The sequence below is a fragment of the Nocardia sp. NPDC050175 genome (assembly GCF_044459885.1).
Taxonomy (GTDB): domain Bacteria; phylum Actinomycetota; class Actinomycetes; order Mycobacteriales; family Mycobacteriaceae; genus Nocardia.
The window spans coordinates 200,829-223,713 of the sequence record NZ_JBITJI010000010.1; the positions used below are offsets into that span (position 1 = coordinate 200,829).

Sequence of the window (22,885 nt, forward strand, 5' to 3'; positions counted from 1 at the left end):
CGCGCCCCTGGCTCATCGACTGGATGAACCCTGCTGGTCGTAGGCTGCCGATGTCTCGCGGACCGCGGCGGCGACGGCCCGGAAATCCTTGCGCAGGATGTGCGAGTGGTTGCTCGGGACCTTCGCGCTGACCTGGAGGTTGGGGTTGCGGGCGAGGACGGGATCGAGTGACGCTCGCACCGCTTCCATTTCCTCTTGGCCGCCACCGAGATTGGCGCCGGTGGCCAGGACGTACCGCATCGGGCAGGTCACCTGGTCGAGGACCGGCGCGAGGGCGGCATGGAGTTCGTTGGCTTCGATGTTGATGTCGGCGTGCTGCTCGGCACTCATCCGCGCGGCCAGGCCGAGCGGCCGTGCCAGCGGCAGCAGAAATCGCATCTGGTGGAACAACTTTCGGATCCGCTCGCGACCTTCCTCGCCGGTCAAGCCGTACGGCAGCGCGCCGTCCACGCACACCACGCCGAGCACGCGGCCGGGATTGCGCTCGGCCCAGTGCGCCGCGAGCAACGCGCCGTAGGACCAGCCGACGAGGATCGGCCGGTCGACACCGGTCGCCTCGAGGACGGCATCGATGTCGCGCAGGCACGCCTCGAACGAATAGTCCGCCGACCGCTTCGACTTGCCGCGGGCCCGCTCGTCGAAGCTGATGTGCCGGTAGTCATTACCGAGTTCGGCGATGACATGCCGCCACGGCCGCCGGTCGGCATAGGAGCCGTTGAGGTAGACGATCGGGCGGCCGGGACCGCGGGTGTCGGTCACCGACAGTGCGGTGTCTTCGACCGGAACCAGGCCGGTCCAGGTCGAGTTGGTCGAGTTGTTCGCTGCGCTGTTCATGTGAGTACTGTCGCCAGCGCGGCTGACACCGACCTGACGCTGACCTGACACGCCCACTGACACGGCGTTCGACCTGAGCTACGACGACCGTCATCCGAATTTCCCCGTCGCACACCGGGTCTTGCGCATGATCGGCTAAAAGGGCGCGGGTACGTCGATAGTCAGCTCGGACGGCGTGGGGTTGGTGCTCACCTGGACCGCGACGCGGCCCGAACCGTCGAGGGAAAAGAAGGCGGCGTTCCATCCGTAATGGCCGTCGTACTGGGTTGACCGGGTATCGGTCATGCTCGCGCCAGTATCCAGATTGCGCATCGTGACCGTCGCGGGGATCGCGCAGTCGTTTCGGCCACCCGGCGCAGCGGACAGCGAGCCGAACGGACTGCTGACGGGGTCGGGCTTGAAATTCACCGTCACCCGCGCCGAGCTATCGATGAAATCCGCGAACTCGCGAGCTTGTTGCCCCTGACTGGTCGACACCTCGGCGGTGACCGTTCCCGAACACCCCGGTCCGCCGTCGATGTGCGCCGGCTCGAAAGTCACCGAGTCCGCGGCTGCCGGACCAGCGGAGATGACGAACACGACCATCGGAAGGGTCGATACTGCCGCAAACTTCAGAACGCCTCGCATCATGACTCCCGTCGTTGCGCGGATCTGCGGTGTACCGACCATCCCCGCAGACTTAGCAATCATCTGGCAAAGTTTCACGCTAGCAGAGTGAATCCGACCCCACTACCTCGCGCTGAGAACGCCCGCGATCGAGCAGCCCGCCGGTATCGACATCAGCGAGATCGTGGAGCGGCTTACCGCGCAGGGCTGACCGGCAGCGGCAACTCTGTCGCCCGAGCTATGCGCGGGCTCGCAGCCAAGCCACGATAGCGGCAACGGCGTCGGTATCCAGGTGGGCATCGTCGGCGTTGTAGCCCGCCCCGACCTGGGCCTGGGCCAGCTCCGAACGTGGTCGCGGCTCGTGTTTGAGCACGTGATTCGCGTCCTCGGGGAACAGGAACGTCACGTTCTCGCGTCCCTTCGCCGCACTCTGCAGCGGCCCGCCGTCGGCCTGCCAATCGACTTGGATGTCTTTCTTGCCGATCACGACGAGAACAGGCACGCCGACCCGCCCGAGCGGGGCCGCGGCATCGGCTGTCCACAACTCGCGAGCGAAGGGCAGGTTGGCCGGGTTTTCCAGGGAGCGCAGGATGTTCGTAACGTCGTCGGGGAGAGCAGGATCCGGGGCACTCGGCTCCCCTGCCAGAAACCGCACGATCGACGCGTCGTACAGGTCGAGCAACTCCGCGCCGTGCGGGATGGCCGCCGCCTGCTCGGCCAACTGCGACCGAGCGACGTCACCGACGGCGCGGCCCGGGGCACCGGTGAGAACCAGCCCGGCGAACGGGATTTCCGGATCCGACAGCGCGTAGTTGAGTACGTGCAACGTCCCCTCACTGTTGCCGAGTCCGAAAATCCGATCGCTGCGGATGTAGTCCTCGGCAGCGAGGACGCGCACGGCGCCGATGAGCTCGTCGAGGTGACTCTGCATGCTCAGCTTGCCGATCAGCAGCGGAATGGTCTCTCGCACACGGGGTCCCGACGCGCGCTTGTCGTAGCGCAACGAGGCGATGCCCGCCTCGGCGAGGGCCTCCGCCAGCAGTCGGCCGCTTCCGTTGGTTCCGGGAAGGAGGGGTGAAGTCCAGTCGCGGTCGGTGGGACCGCTACCGGCCACGAAGACCACACCGGGGAACGGGCCGGGACCGTCGGGCCGCACCAGCGTCCCGTACACGATGGTCGGTCCGAGTGGCCAGCTGACGTCGTGGCTCTGCACGCTCGTATCGTATGCCCCGAGCAGCCCGACGGACCGCTGCTGGGGCGGCGGAATCGGTTGCGATTGGCGCGGCGTTGGCAGCGGGATGCACTGGAGCATGTTCCGATGGCTCGAACACCGGATAGACTCTTATTCGGAACGCCGCTCCGAATATGCGGCAGATTTACCAGAGAAGCCGTGAACGGCAGGAAGGGAGTGTCGCGTGAGTGCGCACGACGAGCCGCTGCCGACGACCACGAAGCGCGCGGACGCCCAACGCAACGAGAAGGCCCTGCTCGATGCCGCCGCGTCGGTCTTCGTCACCGATGGCGTGGACGCACCCGTACGCCGGATCGCCACCGCGGCGGGCGTCGGCATGGGCACGATCTACCGCCACTTCCCCACCCGCGCGGACCTCGTCGTGGCTGTCTTCCGGCACCAGGTCGATGCCTGCGCCGAAGCCGGGCCCGCCCTGCTCGCGACAACGCCGTCACCGTTCACCGCACTCGGCAAATGGGTGGATCTGTTCGCGGACTTCCTGGCCACCAAGCACGGCCTCGCCGCGACGATGCGCAACGACGCCGAGGCCTTCAGCACCCTGCACGCACTCTTCGTCGATCGCCTCGTCCCGGTGCTCGACGACCTCCTCACCGCCGCACGGAACGCGGGCGAGATCACCGCCGATTTCACCGCCTACCAGCTGCTCCGAGCGATCGGCGACATCTGCGCGGGCGCGGAAATGGTGGACGCACAATACGACTCGCGCCTCACCATTCGACTGCTCCTCAACGGTTGCCGGTAGGGCCAGGCTCCAACCTCGCTCGAACTGTAGAGTTGAGCCCCACTCTCAGCGTCGGCGTAACACCCGCCAGAGAACGAACACACTGAGCGCGACCAGGGCGGCGGTAGGCACCGGCTGGCGGCGTGCCGCGTCCGCAAGCGAGTGGACTTGTCCCGCAACGGGTTCGGATACAGCAGGCGCGACGCGTTCGGTGGCGACACGGGCCTTCACGGTCGCCTGATCGGTCAGATCGGCGGATTTCCGGATCGCCTCAGCGGCCTTTTCCCGTGCCGCCGTGGTCTTTTCCTCGGTTATCCGCTGCTCCTCGGCGGATGCGGCTGCCGTATCGCGTGATTCCTCAGCCGCCTTCGCTTCCGCCCGTCGCAGCACTTCGGCCGCCTTCTCCTCGCCGATCCGGCGCATTTCCGCGGTCTTCTCTTCCGCGAGATGATCGGCTTCAGCCGCCTTTTCGCGAACAGCGTCGGCCACCTCGTTGAATCTGTCGTGTTCCGAGTGTTCTGCTGGACTCATCATTTCCTCCTGTCCGCTGACGTCGCGTGTTCGTCAGCGTCACTGTGCTGTTCGGCGTCCTCGTCGGACATCGCACGGGTGTCGCGTGGTGGCAGGAAGGGTTCCTCGTCCGGCGACATCCCCTGTTCGATGCGCCGACCGCGGGCGAGCTCGGCATCGAATTCGGCGCCGAGCAGCACCGCGACATTGGAGATCCACAGCCACACCAGAAAAACCGCGACGCCGCCGAGCGATCCGTAAACCTTGTTGTACGAACCGAAATTGGCGACGTAGACGGCGAATCCGGCCGAGGCGACGATCCACAACAACACAGCGAGCACACTGCCTGGACTGAGCCAGCGGAAGCCGGGTTGCTGCGCGTTCGGCGCGGCCCAGTACAGCAGCGCGAACAACAGACTGACCAGCACCGCCAGCACCGGCCATTTCGCGATGTCCCACACCAGCACTCCGGCCGACCCGACGCCGAGCCACCGCCCGAGCCGCTCGGCGACCGCGCCCGTGGCCACCACTCCGATGGCGCACAACGCAAGCAACGCCACAATCGCCGCGGTCAAGCCGATGCGCACCGGAACGGTCAGCCAAATCGGCCGACCCTCCTTGGTGTCATAGATCGTGTTGGCGGCGCGCATAAAGGCCGCGGTGTATCCCGAAGCCGTCCAAAAGGCCGTCGCCAGACCGATGATCGCCAACGGCCCCGACAATTGCCGAGCCCCTTGCAGCTGGTTGACCGAGTCGACGAGCAACGCGGTACCGCTGCCGGGCCCTATCTCTCGAATGGTGTCGACCAGCGACTGCGTGGCGGAGGGACCGAGCGCCCCCAGGATCGCGGTGAGCACGATGAGACCGGGAAAGATCGACAGCACGCTGTAATAGGTAAGTGCCGCAGCCCAATCCGAGAGGTTGTCGTCGAGGAACTCCGTCACGGTCCGCCGCAGCACACCCCACCACGACCGCCAGCGCAGCACCGATGGCCCGCTCGACCAGTCCACCAGCCGGTGTACGCGCCGCGCCGCGGCCTGCTTCGGCATGCCCGTCACCTCCCGATCGGGGAGCGAGTACCCGGGGACCGAGCGGGCAAACTCGACGAGCTACAGCTTGCGCACCATCTCGAATTCGACGCGGGGTTCGTCCGGTCTGACGAAACCACTCACCCCGGTTCGCACGAATCCGTTTCGCAGGTACAGCCGTTCGGCCACGGTGTTCCCCTCGGCGAACTCCAACCACACCGCGTTGTGCCCACCGGCGACAGCCCAGTCGAGGACGGTGCGCACGAGCAGATCGGCAACCCCGGTGCCCCGCGCCTCGGGCGCCACCCACATCGAAATCAGATGCACACCACCACGTTTGGGGTCTGACATACCGGCAACCGTGCCGAGCTCAGCCCCCTCGGCGCTAGCGATGAACTGCGCCCGATTCTCCAGCGCCGCCCGCCAATCCGCCTCGGTGCGAGCCTGCGCTTCCGCCAGGGTCGACCCGAAGAACTGCGGACTGTCGGTCAGCGTCCGCAATCGAATCCGCCGGAACACTTCCCATTCGTCGGCGGTCAACAGCCGGATGTCGATCGTCGATAAGCTCACCCGCCTTTTCTACTTGCCAGGCAACTGCCTGCGCAAACACTTTTGGCGGTGGACCGAGCGCTACCCCCTCGACGAATTCACCGCGGCCGCGCTGCGTGAGCCGGCGGCCGCGGCGAATTCCCGACCTCGACTAGATGGGCTGGAATCCGGCCCCGACGCCACCCTGGGCGTTGATCGCGGCGAGGATCACCACGATGGGCTGGAAGAAGGCCGGCGAGTGCACGGGGTTGGCCGCGTTGGTGCACGGCACGTCGAAGCCGACCGGGCCGAGCCCGGTGAGCCGTCCCTGATTCATGCCGACCAGCCGGTCGCCGACGACGACCGGACCGCCGGAATCGCCTGGCTTGGAGCAGTATTGGTTGATGCTGGTGCCTTCCAGCTCACCCCACACCACGCCGCAGTCGGTGCCGGTGGTACGACCGCTGGAGCACACCGTGGCGCCGGGGCCCGGCGCGTCGGCGATGCCCGCGATGGTGGTCGGGCCGACGGTGCGGACCGGGGTGACCTTCGCCGGATCCAGTTCCAGCACGGCGTAGTCCAGGCCCTTGCCGTCATCGGAGTACGCGACGGTGCCGAGCACTCCGGCCGCCGGCGTGCGCTCGGAGATCAGCCTGGCGCCGGTGGGCGCGCAGTGGCCCGCGGTGATGCCGACGAGCCTGCCCGCGCCGTCGTGACCGATAGCGGTCAGCGAACACACGGAGTCGTTGTCGAACGCGATGCCGGAGCTGCCGCCGAGCACCGCGGTGGGCGCCGCCGACGCCGTGCCCGCGGCACCGACGACCACCGACGCGATGGCCGCCGTCGCGAGGGCCATCGATCTGAATTTCGTTGTCACTTCTCTCCTTTTCGAAAAAGTGAGCGCGCCAGTACTGCGCGCTCACCAGGACCGGGGAGGGAACCGCCCCCGACACAATCTGCGGTCGCCGGATCAGCAAGCGAAAACGCCTGCGCAGAGAAATTCATCGACGCTGGTTATCCACTGGCTAACTCAGCATTGACAGGGAATGGGCGGGTCCACAACACATCTGTGCGCTGTGCCACATCGGATGGACACTCGAGACCTGAGCCACATGGCTCCGCGTCGACCCGGAAAAGCGTTCGCCCGAACTGACTTTCACCCTCACCCACCCCAGCTGCGGCCGTTTTGCCCGGCCGACGAGACTCAACTGTTATACGCTGCCCGACCACCGCGCGCGAATCCGGGCGGAAACCGCCAGGCCCCGGGCTCGCGACCGACTACCTCATCCTGGGCAGATGGTGGCAGAACAGGATGACCGGCGCCGAGCATCAGGCGACGGGCAGGTGAACACCGATGGTCGATCAGCCGACTGTTAGTCGGCCTTAAATGCGTTGAAGCAGTAGGTGATCCGCCTGCTACAGGTACGACGTGTCGTTCACCAGCCGCACGGACGAACCGCCATCCGGATAGAACTCCGCGATCGACAGCGACGCCAGATCCAGATGCAGCCGGTACAGCAGTGACGGCCCGACACCGAGCGCCAGCTGCAGCAGCGTCTTGATCGGCGTCACGTGGCTGACCACCACGAGGTTCGCTCCCGGATACAGCCCGATCAGGTCGCGGCGGACCGCGTCTACCCGCTCCCGGACCTGGTCGAAGCTCTCCCCACCGGGGGCGGGCAGCGAAGGATCACCGAGCCAGCGGGCATGCAATTCCGGATCGCGTTCGGCGGCCTCGGCGAAGCTCAGCCCTTCCCACTCGCCGAAGTCGGTCTCGATGAGCCCGTCCAGGACGGTGAGCGGCGCGTCCAGCGCGGTGGCGGCGGCCTCCGCGGTTTCGCGGGCCCGGCCCAGCGGGGAAGTCAGCACCGCAGTGATATTGCCTTTGGCAGCAAGCATTTTGGCGGCACGTGCGGCCTGCTCCTGGCCGAGTTCGGTCAGCGGCGGGTTGCCGCGACCCGAATAGCGGCGCTGCACAGAGAGTTCGGTCTGACCGTGGCGCAGGAGCAGCAGCCGGGTCGGGCGACCGGTGGCACCGGACCAGCCCGGTGCGGGTTGCGCGGCGACGGCCGAGGCGACCGGGTCCAGACGAACCGGTGCGGCCGTGGGCTTTTCGGCCTCGCGGGCCGTGCGCACCTCGTCGACCAGGGTGCCGTCGTCCATCGCCTCGTTGGCGAGGCGGTCGGCGTGCGAGTTCTCGGCGCGCGGAATCCAGGTGAAGCTCACCCGTTCGAAACCCGCGACGAGCCTGCGGGCCCGGTCGGCGAGCGGAATCATGGCCGCGTGCTTGACCTTCCAGCGCCCGGACATCTGCTCGACGACCAGCTTGGAATCCATTCGCACCGTGACGATCTCGGCACCGAGCTCGGCGGACGCCTCCAAACCGGCGATGAGGCCGCGATATTCGGCGACATTGTTGGTGGCGATGCCGATGAACTCGCGTCGTTCGGCGAGCACCCGCACATGGTCGGCGGCGAAGACGACGGAGCCGTAACCCGCCGGTCCCGGGTTGCCCCGCGAACCGCCGTCGGCCTCGACGATCACCTCGCGCTCGGTCACCGCGGCGACCGCCTCGTGCGAGCGCTCACAGCCCCGATTCCTTGGTGCGCACCAGGATTGCGCCGCATTCCGGGCAGCGCACGACCAGCTCCGGGGCGGTCTTCGCGATCCTGGCGATCTCGCCACGATCGAGCTCGATCCGGCACGCGCCGCAGCGACGAGCCTGCAGCAGCGCCGCGCCGACACCGTGCTGGGCGCTCTGCCGGTCATAGATCGCCATCAGGTCGGCCGGGAACAGCGAGATCAGCTTGGACCGGTCGGCTTCGCAACGGCCCTGGGCCACCTCGAGATCGGCCAGCGCCTCGCCGCGCTGGGTCAGCGCGTCGGCGAGCTCCTGCTCGGTCTTGTCCAGCCGGGCGCCCGCGTGCTGGTAGTCGTCGGCCGAGGCCTCGCGCTTCTCCATCACCTCGAGCAGTTCGTCCTCGAGCACCGAGCGCCTGCGCTCCAGGCTGCCGAGCTCGTGCTGGATCTCCGAAAGCTGTTTGGCGTTCACCGATCCGGCGGTCAGCATGCCCTTGTCGCGCTCCTCGCGCTTGCGGACAGCCTCGACCTCGCCTTCCAGCTTGCGGATGTCGCGGTCGAGGTCGTCCAGCATGATCTGCACGGCGACGGCGGCATCCTTGTGCGCGTTACGCTCGGCCTCCAGCCGGTCCACCTCCTGCTGTTCGGGCAGCACGGTGCGGCGGTGCGCGATCCGATTCAGCTCGGCGTCGACAGCGGCGAGCTGTAGCAGCTTGGCCTGGGTCGGTGGTTCGACATTCAACGCGGACAAACTCCTGAACACTATGGATTGGGGTCGGTGTTCAACCGTACCCCGCCGACCCGGCCGCGCTGACCGACGCCGCTCCAATCGGTGTGGACGGGGCGGTTGCCCGGGCGTGGCTACGCTATCGGGCCGGTCAGGAGCTCGAGGTTATGCGGGTGCGCGGGTTTTGATGGCGTCCCTGGAGACGAAGACGTCGTATTCACCGGGCACGGCGATCACCGCGTTGCCGTAGGCCGAGCGCACGAACGGCTCGGTCCACCAGCGGCCCTTCGTCATGTCGTTGAAGAAGTCCTGGTCGCCGTCGTTGAGGAAGATCTGGTGCTGGGTGGGCGACACGCCGTCCAGGCGCTGGCCGTACAACCGGCTGATCTTGTATCCGGAGTGGAAGCCGAGCGCGTTCACCCAGGGCTCCAGTTCGACGATGCCTGCCTGCAGCACCCACATGTCGCCCTCGACCTGGTACTTCAGGTGCTGGTCGTCGTGGTGGTCATCGCCGTAGAGGGTGAGGTCGACGTCGAGCAGGTGCTCCTGGCCCGCCACCGGCTTGGCCACCACGTGCGCCGCCTTGATTTCTCCGGTCAATCCGAGATAGGTCTGCAGCAGCGTTGCCAGCCAGAGCAGCAGTACCGCGACCAGTACCAGCACCAGGCCGCTGCCGCCGCGCGCGATCAGCGCCCGCGGCCCGACCCGTCGGGCGCGCACCAGCCCGGAGATGAGCAGCGCGAATCCGACCAGGATGATCAAGATCAACCCGATCTGCGCTGGGCCGAAGTTCACCGGGAAATTCATGCGGTAGTTGTACCCCCGGAACGCCGGTCGACTCGCGGAAACAGTCCACCGCACACACCAATCCGACAGACACGCCCCGACACGCCGTAGCGGAGGTATGGTCGCGGGGTCAAAGTTCGATATTTCGGGGGTTTTCCGTGTTGATCTGGGGTTGGCGTCAATATGTGACGCGGCTGGCCGTACTCACCTTGGTGTGTGGACGTTGCGGTAATCCGGCGGCGCACACACTGCACAAACTGGTCACCAAGTTCACCCTGTTCTTCATCCCGCTGATTCCCTTGAGCACCAAGCATTCCCTGCAGTGCACCTGGTGCGGTGCCGAGTCGAATCTCACGCAGCCGCAGGTGACCGAGCTGCTCGGTCAGGCGCAGGCCCAGCATATGCAGGGCGCGCAGCAGCCGATGGATCAGTCGTGGCAGGGCCAGCCGCCGCGTAACTACTGACGTCGGGCTTGGCGCGCAACTCTTGAAAGCAGCTGGATGCGCTGACCGTCCGCGAATAGGTCCGCTGCGTCGAAGGAGACGCTGAGCCGCTGCACGTGTGCGAACGAGCGCGCCCGCAGGTCGAACAGACGCTCTGACTGAGCTTGCCCAACACCCGCACAAACAGGAACGTGGTCCCCCGCCGATCAGCACGGCGCTGAAGTAGCCGCCGACTGCTTCGCGCAACCGTGAATTCAGCTCGGGGCGCTGACCGTCCACGGATCGGTCCGTTGCGTCGAGACGCGCGTCTCCAGGTCAGGCAGACCGTCGCGAACTACCCGTTCCGCCTGTGCGCACCAAGGGAATTCGGTGGCCCAGTGTGCGGCGTCGATGAGGGCGGGGCCGCCCTTGCGGAGATGTTCGTCGACCGGGTGATGGCGCAGGTCCGAGGTGACGTAGGCGTCGACGCCGCGGCGAGTTACCGCGTCGAGATAGGAATCACCGGCGCCGCCGCAGACGGCCACCGTGTAGATGGTGCGGTCCGGGTCGCCTGCCGCGCGGACACCCCACGCGGTCGCCGGTAGGGCGGCGGCGACTCGATCGGTGAAGGCGCGCAACGACTCCGGGGCCGCCAGCGTGCCGACGCGGCCGATGCCGACCGCCGAGGGCAGCAGGGCGCGTTCGGTGATGTGGTACGCCGGGTCCTCGTAAGGGTGCGCGGCGCGCAGCGCGGCAAGGATGGCGGAGCGAGCGGCGGGTGGTGCGATCACCTCGAGCCGGTCCTCGTCGACCTGCTGGAGTTCGCCGAGCGCGCCGATGGTCGGATTCGCTTGCGCCATCGGCCGGAACTGGCCCACCGCGGGCACCCGGAGCGCACAGTCGCGATAGTCGCCACTGCCACCTGCACCGGCGGCGAACAAAGCGGCCAGCACCGCATCAGTGTGTGCACGCGGCACCTGCACCACCCAGTTGTCCACGGGTACTTCTGGTTTCGCATCGATCGGACCCGTAACAGCGAGTCCAAGCGCGGCCGCCAGTGCGTCGGAGACACCAGGATCGGCCGAGTCCGCATTGGTGTGTGCAGTGAAAAGGGCACACCCTGAACGGATAAGCCGATGCAGCAGTGCACCTTTCGGAGTATCGGCCGCAACCGTGTCCACCCCACGCAACAACAACGGGTGATGCACCACCAAAGCCTGTGCCCGCCAATCGATCGCCTCCTCGACGACCCCCGCCGTCGCATCGACCGCGAACAACACCCGAGTGACCACCTCCCCCGGATCACCGGCAACCAGCCCCACCGAGTCCCACGACTCAGCCAACTTCGGTGGATACGCCGCGTCGAGCACCTCGATGAGATCCGCCAACGTAGTCATCGTTCACCCTCCTCAGATTCAGTCATGCACTGTCGCAAGGGTTCTCCCGCATGCGCATCGAGACCACGGCCTAAGATCACACCGCCCGTCGCCCGAGTCGCGCTAGTCAATTCATCGACCGCTGCGGCACCACGCACCACCACCTGATGGTTCACCGCGATGCCGAGGCAGGTGTCGGCGCGACGCCCTGGCTCACGTGCACCGTGATCGCGGCACCGGCAACCTGCGATCACCACAGGTCCGCCGTTCGAATCGCGGCGATCAGCTCATCCACCTCGGCGGTACCGCGCACTGCCACCCGTAGGTGGTTTGGGCCGAGGCCTGGGAAGGTGTCGGCGCGGCGGACGGCGATACCCTTGTCTGCCAGGTGTTTTCGGAGTAGTTCGCCGTCGGGGACGTGGAGCAGTAGGAATGGGGCCTCGGCTGGCGTGTGCACGTGGATGCCGAGTTCGGTCAGGCGATCGATCATTGCGTTGCGTTCGACGGCGATGGCCTTGGCGCGCTGTTGTTCTTCGGCGACTGCGGTGGGTTCGGCGGTGGCGGTGATCGCCTCCAATTGCAGGGTGCCGAGGGGCCAGTGGGCTCGGCCGTGATTCAGGCGGGCCAGTAGTTCGGGGGGACCGAGGAAGTAGCCGCAGCGGAGTCCGGCGAGGGCCCAGGTTTTGGTGAGGCTGCGTAAGACAAGTACGTCGGGGGCGGTGAATCCGGCGAGCGAGGCCGGTTCTCCCGGTATCGCGTCGGCGAAGGCCTCGTCGACCACGATGACCCGGCCTGGTGCGCGCAGTGCGCGGATGGTTTCGGCGGGGTGCAGTACCGAGGTGGGGTTGGTCGGGTTGCCGAGGACGACAAGGTCGGCCTCGGCGGGGACGGCCATCGGGTCGAGTGTGTACGGCGGCTCGAGCAGCACCCTGGTCACCGCGACGCCTGCCTCGCGCAGTGCGAGTTCGGGTTCGGTGAAGGACGGGTGGATGACGGCGGCCAGGCGCGGCGCGAGGCGCGGCAGCATGGCGAATCCCTCGGCGGCGCCGGCCAGCGGCAGCACCTCGTCCGGGCTGCGGCCGTGCCGGGCGGCGACGGCACACCGAGCGGTGTGATCTTCCTCGGCGCTCGGGTATCGCCCGAGCGAATCCAGCCGGGCCGCGAGCCGGTGCCGCAGCCAGTCCGGCGGCGCGCTGCCCTGCACGTTCACCGCGAAATCGAGCATCCCCGGGCGCGCGTCCACGTCGCCGTGGTGACGCAGTTTCGCGGGATCGACGCTGTCCTCGGGCACGAGATCACACCCTACGTGGCGGGCCCGTAGGTCGACCGGCCAGAATGGCTGTCGTGGGTGAGCTGCATGTCTCGTTTATCTGTACGGGCAACATCTGCCGTTCGCCGATGGCGGAGAAGATTTTCGCGACGCATCTGTCCCGCGCGGGACTGGCCGATCGGGTGCGGGTGAGCAGCGCGGGCACCGGTGCGTGGCACGTCGGCGACGATGCGGACCGGCGCACCAACGCGACCTTGCGCAAGTACGGCTATCCGACCGGGCATGCCGCCGCGGCCATCGGTGCCGACCATCGCGACGCCGATCTGCTGATCGCGCTGGACACCTCGCACGAGCGTGAACTGGCTCGGCTCGGGGTGCCGTCGGACCGGCGCAGGCTGCTGCGCAGTTTCGACCCGGCCGCCGATGGGCCCGACGTGCCCGACCCTTATTACGGCGGCACCGCGGACTTCGAACTGGTCCGGGATCAGATCGAGGCGGCGATGCCCGGGCTGCTCGACTGGGTGCGCGAAGAGCTCGGCGAGCCCGTGCCCGACAGGCGCGGCTGATGCGCAAGCTGACCTTCCTGCTGCGGCCGAGCTGGGTGATCCTCGCCGCGGTGGTCGCTGTGTTCGCCTACCTGTGCTTCACGGTGCTGGCGCCGTGGCAGCTCGGCAAGAACACCAGCACCTCGCACCGCAACCAACTCATCGCCGACTCGGTGGATGCCGCGCCGATCGATATCACCACCGTCCTCGGCAGCTCCGCCGCGGACGACTCGCACACCGAATGGCGCAAAGTCACCGCCGCCGGCAGCTACCTGCCGGACTCGACCGTGCTGGTCCGGCTGCGCCATCTCGACGGTGCCCCCGGCTATTCCGTGCTCACCGCGTTCCGGCTGGACGACGGACGCCTCCTGCTCATCGACCGCGGACTGGTCGCGGCAGTAGACGGCTCCCGCCCGCCGCCGATCCCCGACCCGCCCGCAGGCCCGCAACGCCTCGAGGCAAGAGTCCGGACGTCCGAGGGCATCACGCCAGGCAAGGACCCGTCGATCCAAGACGGCTACCGGCAGGTGTACTCGATCGACACCACCCAGGAAGCGGCGTTCCTGCAACAGCCACTGACCCCGATCCCCACCGGCGAACGCGGCGGCTACCTCCAACTCGACGAAAACCAGCCAGGCGCCTTCACTCCCACCCCTCTCCCCCAACTCGACGCGGGCCCCTACCTCTCCTACGGCCTCCAATGGCTCGCCTTCGGCATCATGGCCCCCCTCGGCCTCGGCTACTTCCTGTACGCCGAAATCCGCGAGCGCCGCAGGGAAAAAGCAAGCACCCCAACCAAACCCGCCGAACCGGTTCCCGCAAGCACCCCCGCCGACTCTCCGGCATCCGAATCCACCACCGCCACACCACCTCCCGCCGCCGCAATACCGAACACCGAAGCGCGCCTAGCAGACCGCTACGGCCGCGGCCGCGACTGACTCGTTCCGGTACCGCGACCGCTCAGCGCCCGACCTACCAGCTGCACCCCCACGCACCCTGCCACCCTTCGGCAATCGAACCCGCCACCCAGCACCTCCGGGCGCTTCCGTACAGCGCGCCTGGCGGGCCGCAAGCCCGCGCCTGCGACTGACCACCTTTGGCCTGGCGCCTGATCGTCGACCACAGCGCAGCCACCGCGACCGATGCCAGCAGTAAAGCCGGCGAACTGGGCCATACGGTGGTCACGGCCGCTGAATCTCCACGGCCGCTAATTCTTTCGGTCATAGCGTCTACGAGTCGTGCGGTGGCCCAACAAACTTCGCGATCATCTGCGGCCTAGCGCCTGATGATCGCCCACAGCGCTGCCACCAGAACCGACGCCAACTGCACGGATTCCGACATGTGTACGGCGCGATGGAGATCGGCGACTGTTGGGGCGGGGCCGTCGCCGAGGGTGGGGCGGAGTTCGGTGCCGTGGCGGTATTGGGTGCGGCCGCCGAGGCGGACGCCGAGGGCGCCTGCCATCGAGGCCTCGACTACGCCCGCGTTGGGGCTGGGGTGTTTTGCGGCGTCGCGGCGCCAGGCGTGCAGGGCGGCGGCGCGGCGGCCACCGACCACTGGGGCGAGGGCGACGGTGAGCAGGCCGGTGAGGCGGGCGGGGAGGAGGTTGGCCAGGTCGTCGGTGCGGGCTGCGGCCCAACCGAAGTGGCGGTAGCGGTCGTTGCGGTAGCCGATCATGGCGTCGAGGGTGTTGATCGCGCGGTAGCCGAGCAGGCCGGGCACGCCGGCGATCGCGCCCCAGACCAGCGGGGCCACCGTCGCGTCGGAGGTGTTCTCGGCGATGGATTCCAGTGCGGCGCGGGCTAATCCGTCGGCGTCGAGCACCTCGGGATCGCGGCCGCACAGCGAGGGAAGCAGGGCACGCGCGCCGTCCAGGTCGCCTGCCTCGAGCCGGTCGGCCATTTCGCTACCCGCCTTCGCCAGACTGTGCCCGCCGAGCACCGTCCAGGTAGCCAGCGCGGTCACGGGCAGTCCGAGCCCGCGAACCCCGACACCCAACCCGACCACCCCACCCACCAACAGCACCTCGTGCAGCACCCCCGCACTACGCCGATCACCATAGGTCACCGATTCGAGCGCACTTGCCGCCGAACCGAATCCGGCCACCGGATGCCACCGCCGCGGATCCCCCAACACCCGATCGAGCGCAAAACCGAGCAGCAACCCAGCCGCGGTCGAGGTCCCCTTCTGCACCCGCCGAGCCTATCCGGTCCCGCCACCCGAACAACCCCCACCGCGCACACGATGACGCTCCTCTCGAACGAATGCCGCCACCGCGTCCCGCTCGCGACACCAGGCAGACTTCCCTACGCCGCAACCACGCGCACGGACTGTCGAGCCGCGCACGAAATCGCCGGTCGCTTCGTGCGCGCCGCGCCAATTCATGCGCCGCAAGCCGCGGGTACGTCGGCTGGCGCGCACGATTTGTCGAGCCGCGCATGAAATTGCCTGCTGCTTCGTGCGCGGCAAGCCAAATCCTGCGCGGCAGGCGAAACGTGCGGGTTTCATGGGTGATCGGCCGGGCTAGTGACGCAGACCTCGCTGGTGGCGGGCGTGGCGGGTCGGTTTTGGGCGGCGTGTCACACTCTGATTTGCTGCGTCGTCTACCCGGCGACGCACTCATAGGACTCACGCCCGGCGGGGCGGAACGACCGAACGGCGAACAGCAGTGACTTCCGAACAGCCAAGCACTCCCGAGCCCATCGACCAGGCCGAACTGGCTCGGCGATTCGAGGAGCACCGGCCGTATCTGCGCAGGCTCGCCTACAGCACGCTGGGCAGCCTCACCGACGCCGACGACGTGGTGCAGGACGCGTGGCTGCGGCTGCAGCGCCAGCACGAGGCGGGTACCGCAGGGCAGATCGAGAACCTGCGCGCCTGGCTCAGCACCGTCACCGGGCGTCTCGCGCTGGATCAGCTGGGCTCGGCCCGCGCCCGCCGCGAGCAGTATGTCGGCGAATGGTTGCCGGAGCCCGAGGTCACCAGCTGGGACGATCCGGCGGACCGGATCACCCAGGACGAGCGGGTCACCACGGCGCTGCTGGTCGTGCTCGAATCCCTGTCGCCCGCCGAGCGCACCGCGTTCGTGCTGCAGGACGTGTTCGGCATGACCGGCCCGGAGGTCGCCGAGGTGGTCGGCCGCACCCCGGCCGCCGTGCGGCAGCTCGCTTCGCGCGCCCGTAAGCGTGTCGAGGACGGCACGCCGCGTTTCCCCGCCTCGCCTGACGAGCAGGAGAAGGTCGTCTCCGCCTTCGCGGTCGCCTGGCGCTCCGGTGATCTCAGCGCGCTGCTCGGCGTGCTCGATACCAACGTCAGCCTGACCGCCGACGGTGGCGGCAAGGTCCCCGCGATCCGCCAGCCGGTGCACGGCGCCGAACTCATCGCCAAGATGCTGCTCGGTTGGTACCACGCCCCGTCCGCGGCGAACGGGTGGGGCCGCGCGGTGCTGGTCAACGGCGCCCCCGGCCTGGTCGTCTTCGACGGCAACCACACCGGCGTCTTCGCCTTCACCATCGATGACGGCCGCATCGTCGCCATCAACGTCGTCCGCAACCCCGACAAACTGCACGACCTCCCCACCACCGGCGAGCCCGACTGGTACCTCGGCGCAACCCCCACCGAGGACGAATAGTCCACCCCCACACCGCTTGTGTCAGCCGCACACCCCCACTGCTGGGTGTGCGGCTGACACAACGGGCGCGGTTGTCCCGAATTCACCGCCGCCTCGAATGTCACCGGCTGGAAGAACGCTTGAAAACAGCACCACAGCCAGTCCTCACGCTGGAACCCAGACCTTGCCCATCACAGGCTGCGGAAGAGAAAGCCGGGTACCCCACCTGACGTGCCCAGCACTACTCCGGTCATCCGATGAACCAGTCGAAAACCCCGGGGACAGCACACCACCGGAGATCTCTCCGCACACTAACCCGGACCTGTACTCACAGAGACCCTCGGAATAGTGGACCTATCCGGGCAAGTGCTTCTTAGACCTCCGCACATGAGCAGCTCATAGAAGCTGAAGACCTATCCACGTTTTCCCGTGAGTAGTGCTGAGCACGTCAGGTGGGGTACCCGGCTTTAGGTGTGCGTCAGGTGCGCGGTGCCGCGTTCTGGAGGTGGTCATCTGGCTGTGGTTCCGTAACAAGCGCTTTGGACAAGAACGGGGGTGGTCAGCGGTGGTTTCGGTGGTCGGTCACACCCGCCAGGCGCTGCCTGAGCCGGTATGCCCAAGATCTGCACTCTCTCTCGGGATCGGCACTCGGAGAAGGGCCCTATTCCGAGTGCCGATCCCGAGTTAAGGTGCGGATTCTGCTGTTGGCGTGGCGAGTTGGAGGCCGCTCCCCCTTTGTGTGAGCTGCACACCCGGCGTACAGGGGGTGTGAGGCTGACACAGTGGGTGTACGGATGGGTTCTCGCGTGGCGACCTTGCCGTGGTGGCGTTGCGAGAGGTCGATAATCAGCGAATCTCGGCTCCCGGGTGGTGCAGATACAAGCCGTGCACCCGCTGTGTCAGCTACACACCCGGTACAGGGGGTGCGAGGCTGACGCAGTCGGTGTGCGGATGGGTTCTCGCGTGGCGACCTGGCCGTGGTTGCGCTCTGCGCGCTCCAGTGGGGTCGAATGTGTTGGTGTGGAGGGGATCTCACAGAGGTTGCATACCTCTCACAGGGTCCTGGCGGGCGCTGGGATCCTGTAAGAGGTATGGACGTTCTGTGGGATCGGCCGGGGGCGGCGAGGCGGGTTATGCAGGCGCGCAACCGAACTGGCGCAGATCGCGCGAGCCCGCCGGGCTGCGGATAACGCAGGTCCGCGACCGACGTAGCGCGGATCGAGTCAGCCTGCCAGCCCACGGGTAACACAGGTCCACAATCGACGCAGCGCGGATCGAGTCAGCCTGCCAGCCCACCGGTAACACAGGTCCACAATCGACGCAGCGCGGATCGAGTCAGCCTGCCAGCCCACCGGTAACACAGGTCCACGACCGACGCAGCGCGGATCGAGTCAGCCTGCCAGCCCACCGGTAACACAGGTCCGCGACCGACGTAGCGCGGATCGAGTCAGCCTGCCAGGCCAACGGGCTTCGCGGTCGTATATCCATGTGCCGCAGCTACTTCCACTGATAGCAGCCTGCCTGCGTCGGCTGTCAAACCGTGGGCGAGGTCGGGATTGGCGGTGCAGGCTTCTTTCCAGCCGAGGGCGGCGATGGCGCGGACGTACGGGAGAGTCGCGTTGGTGAGGGCGACGGTGGCGGTATGAGGGACGGCTCCTGGCATGTTTGCTACGCAGTAGAACAGCGAATTGTGTACTCGGAAGGTGGGGTTCGCGTGGGTGGTGGGGTGGGAGCCCTCGAAGCAGCCGCCCTGGTCGATGGCGATGTCGACGAGGACCGAGCCGGGGCGCATTTGGGCGACTAGATCGTCGGGGACGAGTTTGGGGGCGCGAGCGCCGGGTACCAGGACGGAGCCGATGACCAGGTCGGTGGCGGCGACGGCGCGTTGGATTTCGGCGGCGTTGGACGCGACGGTGGCGATTCGGCCGTCGAAGCGTGCGTCCAACTCGCGTAGGCGGTGCAAGTTGGTGTCCAGCACGGTGACTCGTGCGCCCATGCCTGCGGCGACCGCGGCCGCGTTGGAGCCGGCCATGCCGCCGCCGAGCACCACCACGTCGGCCGGGCGCACCCCGGGTACACCGCCGAGCAGCATGCCCGCACCGCCCAGTGGCGCCATCAGATGGTAGGCACCGACCTGACTGCCGAGCTTGCCCGCGACCTCACTCATCGGCGCGAGCAGCGGCAGTGAACCGTCGGCGGCCCGCACGGTTTCGTATGCGATGGCGGTGATCCCGGAGCTCAGGATGGCGTCGGTGCATTCGCGAGACGCCGCCAGGTGCAGATAGGTGAACAGCACCTGCCCGCGCCGCAGCCGCGGATACTCCTCGGCGATCGGCTCCTTCACCTTCAACACCAGGTCGGCCTCCCACCACACCTGATCGACGGTCACCAGCCGCGCCCCCGCATGGGCATAATCGGCGTCCCCGAACCCCGACCCGACGCCCGCACCCGCCTCGATCAGCACCTCGTGTCCGTGCGCGGCCAACTCCCCGGCCCCGGCCGGTGTGAGGGCGACCCGGAACTCCTGTTCCTTGACCTCGCGTGGCACTCCGATCTTCATAACGCCATCGTGAACCCCACACCGGGCGCACGCCACGAACGACGCGCGGGTATCACACGATGATCACGAGACCGCCCGCTCACCGGCCATTTCTGCGCAAGTTGATCAGCACCCGGACGGCGACCTAGACAATCAGCGCTGATCGGACGCCGATTCCGCGGGCCCGCCTGATCAACAGCGACCAGCCCGCAGCCCTTCGACGAGGAGCTCGGTCGTGAAGTGGTCGAATTCGTCAGCAACCACATCGGCTACGTCACCGACGCCGAAGAATTCGCCACACAGCTGAACCAGCTAACTCACCTGAGCCCACGCGGGTCGCCGCGGCGAGCCCGACCCGTACCGCCGCCGCGCATACTTCAGCGGCATGCGCGCGGATCAGCCAGCAATTCCATGCGCGTCACACCATTACTTACGCGGCGACGGGCGGTTGCGTCCGTGCGGAGGTGCGTCGCCCCGGCTGTCCGCAGTCGCTGCGCCAACGCGTGGCAGATCCGTCGCACGGGGTTGCCCCACTGTCGATGCTCGAAGTAGTACACCCGCCCGGCCGGAGCGGACACTTTCGCGCTCAGGGCAGCATCTCATGCGAAACCCGAGCGAAAAGTGTCCGCGCAGGCCGGGTACGTCCGTTAGACAGTGATCTCGGCGCCGAGCGGCGGAATCCGCAGCTGCTTCTCGCGCCCCGCGTACTCGAACAGCAGACTCAGCCGATCCAGCGTCTCGCTGAAATGCACCCATCCTTCGCCGTGCACCGGCACGATCACCGCGTCGCCGAGCAGCTCGGCGGCCTGCACCGCGGTGCGGGCGTTCAGGGTGAGGTCGATGTCGCCGAAGTGACCGACGTTGGCCGCGCCGACGAACAGCACCGCGACGTCGATCTGCCCGATCCGCTCGACGATCTGCGCGACGCGATCGACGGAGGCGTTGTCACCCGAGACGTACACGGTCGGCTGCCCGTCGGCCTGCAGCACGAAGCCGGTGACGATCCCGGTCAACGATTCGCAGCCCTCGGGCCCGTGCAGCGCGGGCACGCCGGTGATCCGGACCCCGCCGATCGTCACGGACTCCCAATTCTCCAGTCCCCGAACACCATTGATCCGTTCCGCAGCGCCGGGCGTAGACAGCACCGCGCCCGCGGTCTTCAAGAATTCGCGACCGGAGTTGTCCAGGTTGTCGGCGTGCTCGTCGTGCGAGAGCAACACGACGTCCACCGCACCGACCTGGTCCGCAGACACCGCCGGACCGTTGAGCTTGTGCAGAGTGACCGGACCCGACGGGTAGTCGCCGGGCTCGTCGAAGGTGGGGTCGGTCAGGAAGGTCTGGCCCGCATACCGGAGGCGCACCGTGGGTCCGCCGATGTGCAGTACTTCGAGCTGGTTGCCGTGTTCGATGGTCATGCCGTCGAGTTTGCCGACTCGCCGGAGCGCCCAACAGTGGCCCGAGAGCCGCCTACCGCTAAAATCGGGCCATGCATACCGTGGCCGTTCTCGCCTATGACGGCATGAGCCCCTTCCATCTGTCCGTGCCGAGCCTCGTTTTCGGCCGGGTCGGCATCGGCGGACCGGCGCCCTACCAGGTCGACGTGTGCGCCGAAAGACCCGGAAGTCTGCGCACCCCAGCGGGTTTCGATATCCAAGTGCGACACGGTCTCGATCGCCTGGTCCGCGCGGACACGGTGATCATCCCCAGTTGGGAACGCGACATGCCGCTGTCCAAGGAACTGCGCACCGCCCTGCACCAGGCGCACACCGCGGGCGCGCGGATCGTCGGCCTGTGCCTCGGCTCGTGGGCGATCGCCGCCAGCGGCCTGGCCGACGGCCGCGAGGTCACCACCCACTGGGCCGGCGCCGCCGCCCTGGCCCGCGCCTGCCCCGCGGTCCGGGTCCGCGCCGACACCCTCTGGTCCGACCTGGGCGACGTGATCACCTCGGCGGGCGTCGCCGCCGCCCTCGACTGCTGCCTGCACCTCGTCCGCAACGACCTCGGCAGCCGCGCCGCGACCGAACTGGCCAGAGACCTGGTCACCGCGCCGCACCGCAGCGGCTCGCAAGCCCAGTACATCCCCATCGCGGTCCCCGACGCCACCGACGACGACCCGATCGAACGTGCGATGGTCTGGGCCCGAACACATCTCAGCGAAGCGATCGACCTGGACGGCTGGGCCCGCATCGCGCTGATGTCGCGGCGCACCTTCACCCGCCGCTTCCGCGACCGCACCGGAAACAGCCCGCAGCAGTGGCTGCTGCACCAGCGCGCCGACCGCGCCAGGCTGCTGCTGGAAACCACCGACGACACCATGGAACGCATCGCCACCGACACCGGCTTCGGCACCGCGGTCAGCCTGCGCCACCACTTCCACCGCATCCTCGGCACCAGCCCCGCCGCCCACCGCGCGTTGTTCCAGGGCGCACGGTTAAGTTCGACCGCATGAGGATTCAGATCGGCGAGTTCGCCCCGGAGATCGACGAGAGCGCCTGGGTCGCGCCCAACGCAACGGTGATCGGCCGGGTGCGGCTCGCGGCCGAGGTGAGTGTTTGGTACGGCGCCGTGCTGCGTGGCGACCTCGAGGAGGTCAGCGTCGGCGAGCGGACCAACATTCAGGACGGCTGCGTGCTGCACGCCGATCCGGGCTTCCCGCTCACCGTCGGCAGCGGGGTTTCGGTGGGGCACAACGCGATCCTGCACGGCTGCACGGTCGGCGACGATGTGCTGGTCGGGATGGGCGCCACCGTGCTCAACGGCGCGGTGATCGGCGCGGGCAGCCTGATCGCGGCCAACGCGCTGATTCCGGAGGGCGCGCAGATTCCGCCGGGGTCACTCGTCGCCGGTGTGCCCGGCAAGGTCCGGCGCGAACTCAGCGAGGCCGAGCAAGACGGCATTCGGCTGAACGGGGCTGTGTACCTACACAACACGGCCAATCACCGTACGGCAAAAGAGGTGTGAGACAGCGCACACTGGTCAAGTGACCAACAGGAATCGCTGATAACATTTCGCCAGCGTGCCCGGTGACCCGGGGTCTCCTGCCGAAACGGTAGTCGTGCGGCTTGTAGCGCAGTGGTTAGCCCATCTGGGTCGATGGGTCCGTAAGCGAGCGAAGCGAGCGAACCGAATCGCAGCGCACGGTCGCACACGACGGAGCCGACCATGGCAAAGTTGTGAGTGAGCGTAGCGAGCTGAAGACGCGGCGCGCGATCGCACACGATGGAGCTGGCGTCAGCCAGACGATGTCGTGAGTGAGCGTAGCGAGCGAACCGGAGAGGCAGCGCGCGATCGCGCACGACGCAGCCGAGCGTCAGCGAGGCGAAGTCGTGAGCGTGCAAGGCAGGAGGTATCGGTGATGGCTTACGTGCAGGCGAATATGCACCGGTCCACGGGGCGGATCAGCGTTGCCGACATCGCGGCCCAGCCGGGCGGCGTCGAGGCACTACAACGGCGAGTCCATGAATTGCGTTCCAGCGGGGTAGATTTCGCCGCCAATGCGATCGAGCAGGAAATGGCGGCGCTGAACTTACCGCGTCAGTGAACCCGAACCC

At 67.6% G+C, this 22,885-nt stretch carries 23 protein-coding genes; 8 read left to right on the forward strand and 15 right to left on the reverse strand.

Going from position 1 to position 22,885, the window contains the following annotated elements; genetic code table 11:
* Positions 1-12 precede the first annotated feature (12 nt).
* From ACIBK2_RS31080 to ACIBK2_RS31090, 3 genes are all read right to left on the reverse strand, one after another.
* Positions 13-834: an alpha/beta fold hydrolase gene (locus ACIBK2_RS31080; protein ID WP_396972287.1), complete on the reverse strand. Its 822-nt coding sequence runs from the start codon at positions 832-834 to the stop codon at positions 13-15.
* A 135-nt stretch (positions 835-969) separates the two neighbouring features.
* Complete coding sequence (locus ACIBK2_RS31085) at positions 970-1,419, reverse strand: hypothetical protein (RefSeq protein WP_396972289.1); 450 nt, start codon at positions 1,417-1,419, stop codon at positions 970-972.
* 259 nt (positions 1,420-1,678) lie between these two features.
* Positions 1,679-2,653, reverse strand: coding sequence for an alpha/beta hydrolase family protein (locus ACIBK2_RS31090; RefSeq protein ID WP_396972291.1), 975 nt, complete (start codon positions 2,651-2,653; stop codon positions 1,679-1,681).
* Positions 2,654-2,855: 202 nt separating this feature from the next.
* Here ACIBK2_RS31090 and ACIBK2_RS31095 point away from each other — a divergent pair, with 202 nt between their 5' ends.
* Positions 2,856-3,434: a TetR/AcrR family transcriptional regulator gene (locus ACIBK2_RS31095; RefSeq protein ID WP_396972293.1), complete on the forward strand. Its 579-nt coding sequence runs from the start codon at positions 2,856-2,858 to the stop codon at positions 3,432-3,434.
* Positions 3,435-3,479: 45 nt separating this feature from the next.
* Here the strand turns inward: ACIBK2_RS31095 and ACIBK2_RS31100 are convergent, their stop codons facing one another.
* The 7 genes from ACIBK2_RS31100 to ACIBK2_RS31130 all read right to left on the reverse strand — a co-directional run bounded on the left by ACIBK2_RS31100 (position 3,480) and on the right by ACIBK2_RS31130 (position 9,593).
* Entirely contained in the window at positions 3,480-3,944 is a 465-nt protein-coding gene (locus tag ACIBK2_RS31100; RefSeq protein ID WP_396972295.1) for a hypothetical protein, read from the reverse strand.
* On the reverse strand, positions 3,944-4,972 hold the full coding sequence (locus ACIBK2_RS31105) for a YihY/virulence factor BrkB family protein (protein WP_396972297.1): 1,029 nt from the start codon (positions 4,970-4,972) through the stop codon (positions 3,944-3,946). Before ACIBK2_RS31105 ends, ACIBK2_RS31100 begins: the two co-directional genes overlap by 1 nt.
* A 60-nt stretch (positions 4,973-5,032) precedes the next feature.
* On the reverse strand, positions 5,033-5,521 hold the full coding sequence (locus ACIBK2_RS31110; RefSeq protein ID WP_396972299.1) for a GNAT family N-acetyltransferase: 489 nt from the start codon (positions 5,519-5,521) through the stop codon (positions 5,033-5,035).
* 130 nt (positions 5,522-5,651) lie between these two features.
* Positions 5,652-6,356 (reverse strand): S1 family peptidase, encoded by a 705-nt coding sequence (locus tag ACIBK2_RS31115; RefSeq protein WP_396972301.1) that lies wholly within the window; start codon positions 6,354-6,356, stop codon positions 5,652-5,654.
* Between the two features lie 539 nt (positions 6,357-6,895).
* Complete coding sequence (locus ACIBK2_RS31120; protein ID WP_396972303.1) at positions 6,896-8,038, reverse strand: bifunctional RNase H/acid phosphatase; 1,143 nt, start codon at positions 8,036-8,038, stop codon at positions 6,896-6,898.
* Positions 8,039-8,063: 25 nt separating this feature from the next.
* A complete protein-coding gene (locus ACIBK2_RS31125) occupies positions 8,064-8,801 on the reverse strand; it encodes a zinc ribbon domain-containing protein (RefSeq protein WP_396972512.1) in 738 nt (245 codons plus the stop codon).
* Between the two features lie 150 nt (positions 8,802-8,951).
* Positions 8,952-9,593, reverse strand: a complete 642-nt coding sequence (locus ACIBK2_RS31130; protein WP_396972305.1) for a hypothetical protein — start codon at positions 9,591-9,593, stop codon at positions 8,952-8,954.
* A 164-nt stretch (positions 9,594-9,757) separates the two neighbouring features.
* Between ACIBK2_RS31130 and ACIBK2_RS31135 the strand changes: the two genes are divergently transcribed.
* Positions 9,758-10,036: a hypothetical protein gene (locus ACIBK2_RS31135; protein WP_396972307.1), complete on the forward strand. Its 279-nt coding sequence runs from the start codon at positions 9,758-9,760 to the stop codon at positions 10,034-10,036.
* Positions 10,037-10,269: 233 nt separating this feature from the next.
* Here ACIBK2_RS31135 and ACIBK2_RS31140 read toward each other — a convergent pair whose 3' ends face one another.
* Positions 10,270-11,391, reverse strand: coding sequence for a Nif3-like dinuclear metal center hexameric protein (locus ACIBK2_RS31140; RefSeq protein WP_396972309.1), 1,122 nt, complete (start codon positions 11,389-11,391; stop codon positions 10,270-10,272).
* 229 nt (positions 11,392-11,620) lie between these two features.
* Positions 11,621-12,661, reverse strand: a complete 1,041-nt coding sequence (gene cobC / locus ACIBK2_RS31145) for an Rv2231c family pyridoxal phosphate-dependent protein CobC (RefSeq protein WP_396972311.1) — start codon at positions 12,659-12,661, stop codon at positions 11,621-11,623.
* A 44-nt stretch (positions 12,662-12,705) separates the two neighbouring features.
* Here cobC and ACIBK2_RS31150 point away from each other — a divergent pair, with 44 nt between their 5' ends.
* On the forward strand, positions 12,706-13,206 hold the full coding sequence (locus ACIBK2_RS31150) for a low molecular weight protein-tyrosine-phosphatase (RefSeq protein WP_396972313.1): 501 nt from the start codon (positions 12,706-12,708) through the stop codon (positions 13,204-13,206).
* Entirely contained in the window at positions 13,206-14,123 is a 918-nt protein-coding gene (locus tag ACIBK2_RS31155; RefSeq protein WP_396972315.1) for an SURF1 family protein, read from the forward strand. Before ACIBK2_RS31150 ends, ACIBK2_RS31155 begins: the two co-directional genes overlap by 1 nt.
* A 337-nt stretch (positions 14,124-14,460) precedes the next feature.
* On the opposite strand, the gene ACIBK2_RS31160 is transcribed toward ACIBK2_RS31155, so the two are convergent.
* Complete coding sequence (locus ACIBK2_RS31160; protein ID WP_396972317.1) at positions 14,461-15,378, reverse strand: cobalamin biosynthesis protein; 918 nt, start codon at positions 15,376-15,378, stop codon at positions 14,461-14,463.
* A 475-nt stretch (positions 15,379-15,853) separates the two neighbouring features.
* Here ACIBK2_RS31160 and sigJ point away from each other — a divergent pair, with 475 nt between their 5' ends.
* Positions 15,854-16,816: an RNA polymerase sigma factor SigJ gene (sigJ, locus tag ACIBK2_RS31165; RefSeq protein ID WP_396972319.1), complete on the forward strand. Its 963-nt coding sequence runs from the start codon at positions 15,854-15,856 to the stop codon at positions 16,814-16,816.
* Between the two features lie 1,426 nt (positions 16,817-18,242).
* Here sigJ and ald read toward each other — a convergent pair.
* Positions 18,243-19,355 (reverse strand): alanine dehydrogenase, encoded by a 1,113-nt coding sequence (gene ald / locus ACIBK2_RS31170; protein ID WP_396972321.1) that lies wholly within the window; start codon positions 19,353-19,355, stop codon positions 18,243-18,245.
* Between the two features lie 626 nt (positions 19,356-19,981).
* Positions 19,982-20,749: an MBL fold metallo-hydrolase gene (locus ACIBK2_RS31175; protein WP_396972323.1), complete on the reverse strand. Its 768-nt coding sequence runs from the start codon at positions 20,747-20,749 to the stop codon at positions 19,982-19,984.
* 71 nt (positions 20,750-20,820) lie between these two features.
* Between ACIBK2_RS31175 and ACIBK2_RS31180 the strand changes: the two genes are divergently transcribed.
* The 3 genes from ACIBK2_RS31180 (at position 20,821) to ACIBK2_RS31190 (ending at position 22,875) form a co-directional block, all read left to right on the forward strand.
* Entirely contained in the window at positions 20,821-21,783 is a 963-nt protein-coding gene (locus ACIBK2_RS31180; RefSeq protein ID WP_396972325.1) for a GlxA family transcriptional regulator, read from the forward strand.
* Entirely contained in the window at positions 21,780-22,295 is a 516-nt protein-coding gene (locus tag ACIBK2_RS31185; RefSeq protein ID WP_396972328.1) for a gamma carbonic anhydrase family protein, read from the forward strand. The genes ACIBK2_RS31180 and ACIBK2_RS31185 overlap by 4 nt, the downstream gene beginning before the upstream one ends.
* Before the next feature lie 394 nt (positions 22,296-22,689).
* Complete coding sequence (locus tag ACIBK2_RS31190) at positions 22,690-22,875, forward strand: hypothetical protein (protein WP_396972330.1); 186 nt, start codon at positions 22,690-22,692, stop codon at positions 22,873-22,875.
* The last annotated feature ends 10 nt before the right edge of the window (positions 22,876-22,885 follow it).

Coding starts and splice junctions, on each gene's coding strand:
- ACIBK2_RS31080 (WP_396972287.1), bottom strand. CDS start 834: ATGAACAGCGCAGCGAACAACTCGACCAACTCGACCTGGACCGGCCTG.
- ACIBK2_RS31085 (WP_396972289.1), bottom strand. CDS start 1,419: ATGGTCGTGTTCGTCATCTCCGCTGGTCCGGCAGCCGCGGACTCGGTG.
- ACIBK2_RS31100 (WP_396972295.1), bottom strand. CDS start 3,944: ATGAGTCCAGCAGAACACTCGGAACACGACAGATTCAACGAGGTGGCC.
- ACIBK2_RS31105 (WP_396972297.1), bottom strand. CDS start 4,972: ATGCCGAAGCAGGCCGCGGCGCGGCGCGTACACCGGCTGGTGGACTGG.
- ACIBK2_RS31130 (WP_396972305.1), bottom strand. CDS start 9,593: ATGAATTTCCCGGTGAACTTCGGCCCAGCGCAGATCGGGTTGATCTTG.
- ACIBK2_RS31140 (WP_396972309.1), bottom strand. CDS start 11,391: ATGACTACGTTGGCGGATCTCATCGAGGTGCTCGACGCGGCGTATCCA.
- ACIBK2_RS31150 (WP_396972313.1), top strand. CDS start 12,706: ATGGCTGTCGTGGGTGAGCTGCATGTCTCGTTTATCTGTACGGGCAAC.
- ACIBK2_RS31155 (WP_396972315.1), top strand. CDS start 13,206: ATGCGCAAGCTGACCTTCCTGCTGCGGCCGAGCTGGGTGATCCTCGCC.
- ald (WP_396972321.1), bottom strand. CDS start 19,355: ATGAAGATCGGAGTGCCACGCGAGGTCAAGGAACAGGAGTTCCGGGTC.
- ACIBK2_RS31175 (WP_396972323.1), bottom strand. CDS start 20,749: ATGACCATCGAACACGGCAACCAGCTCGAAGTACTGCACATCGGCGGA.
- ACIBK2_RS31180 (WP_396972325.1), top strand. CDS start 20,821: ATGCATACCGTGGCCGTTCTCGCCTATGACGGCATGAGCCCCTTCCAT.
- ACIBK2_RS31185 (WP_396972328.1), top strand. CDS start 21,780: ATGAGGATTCAGATCGGCGAGTTCGCCCCGGAGATCGACGAGAGCGCC.
- ACIBK2_RS31190 (WP_396972330.1), top strand. CDS start 22,690: ATGGCTTACGTGCAGGCGAATATGCACCGGTCCACGGGGCGGATCAGC.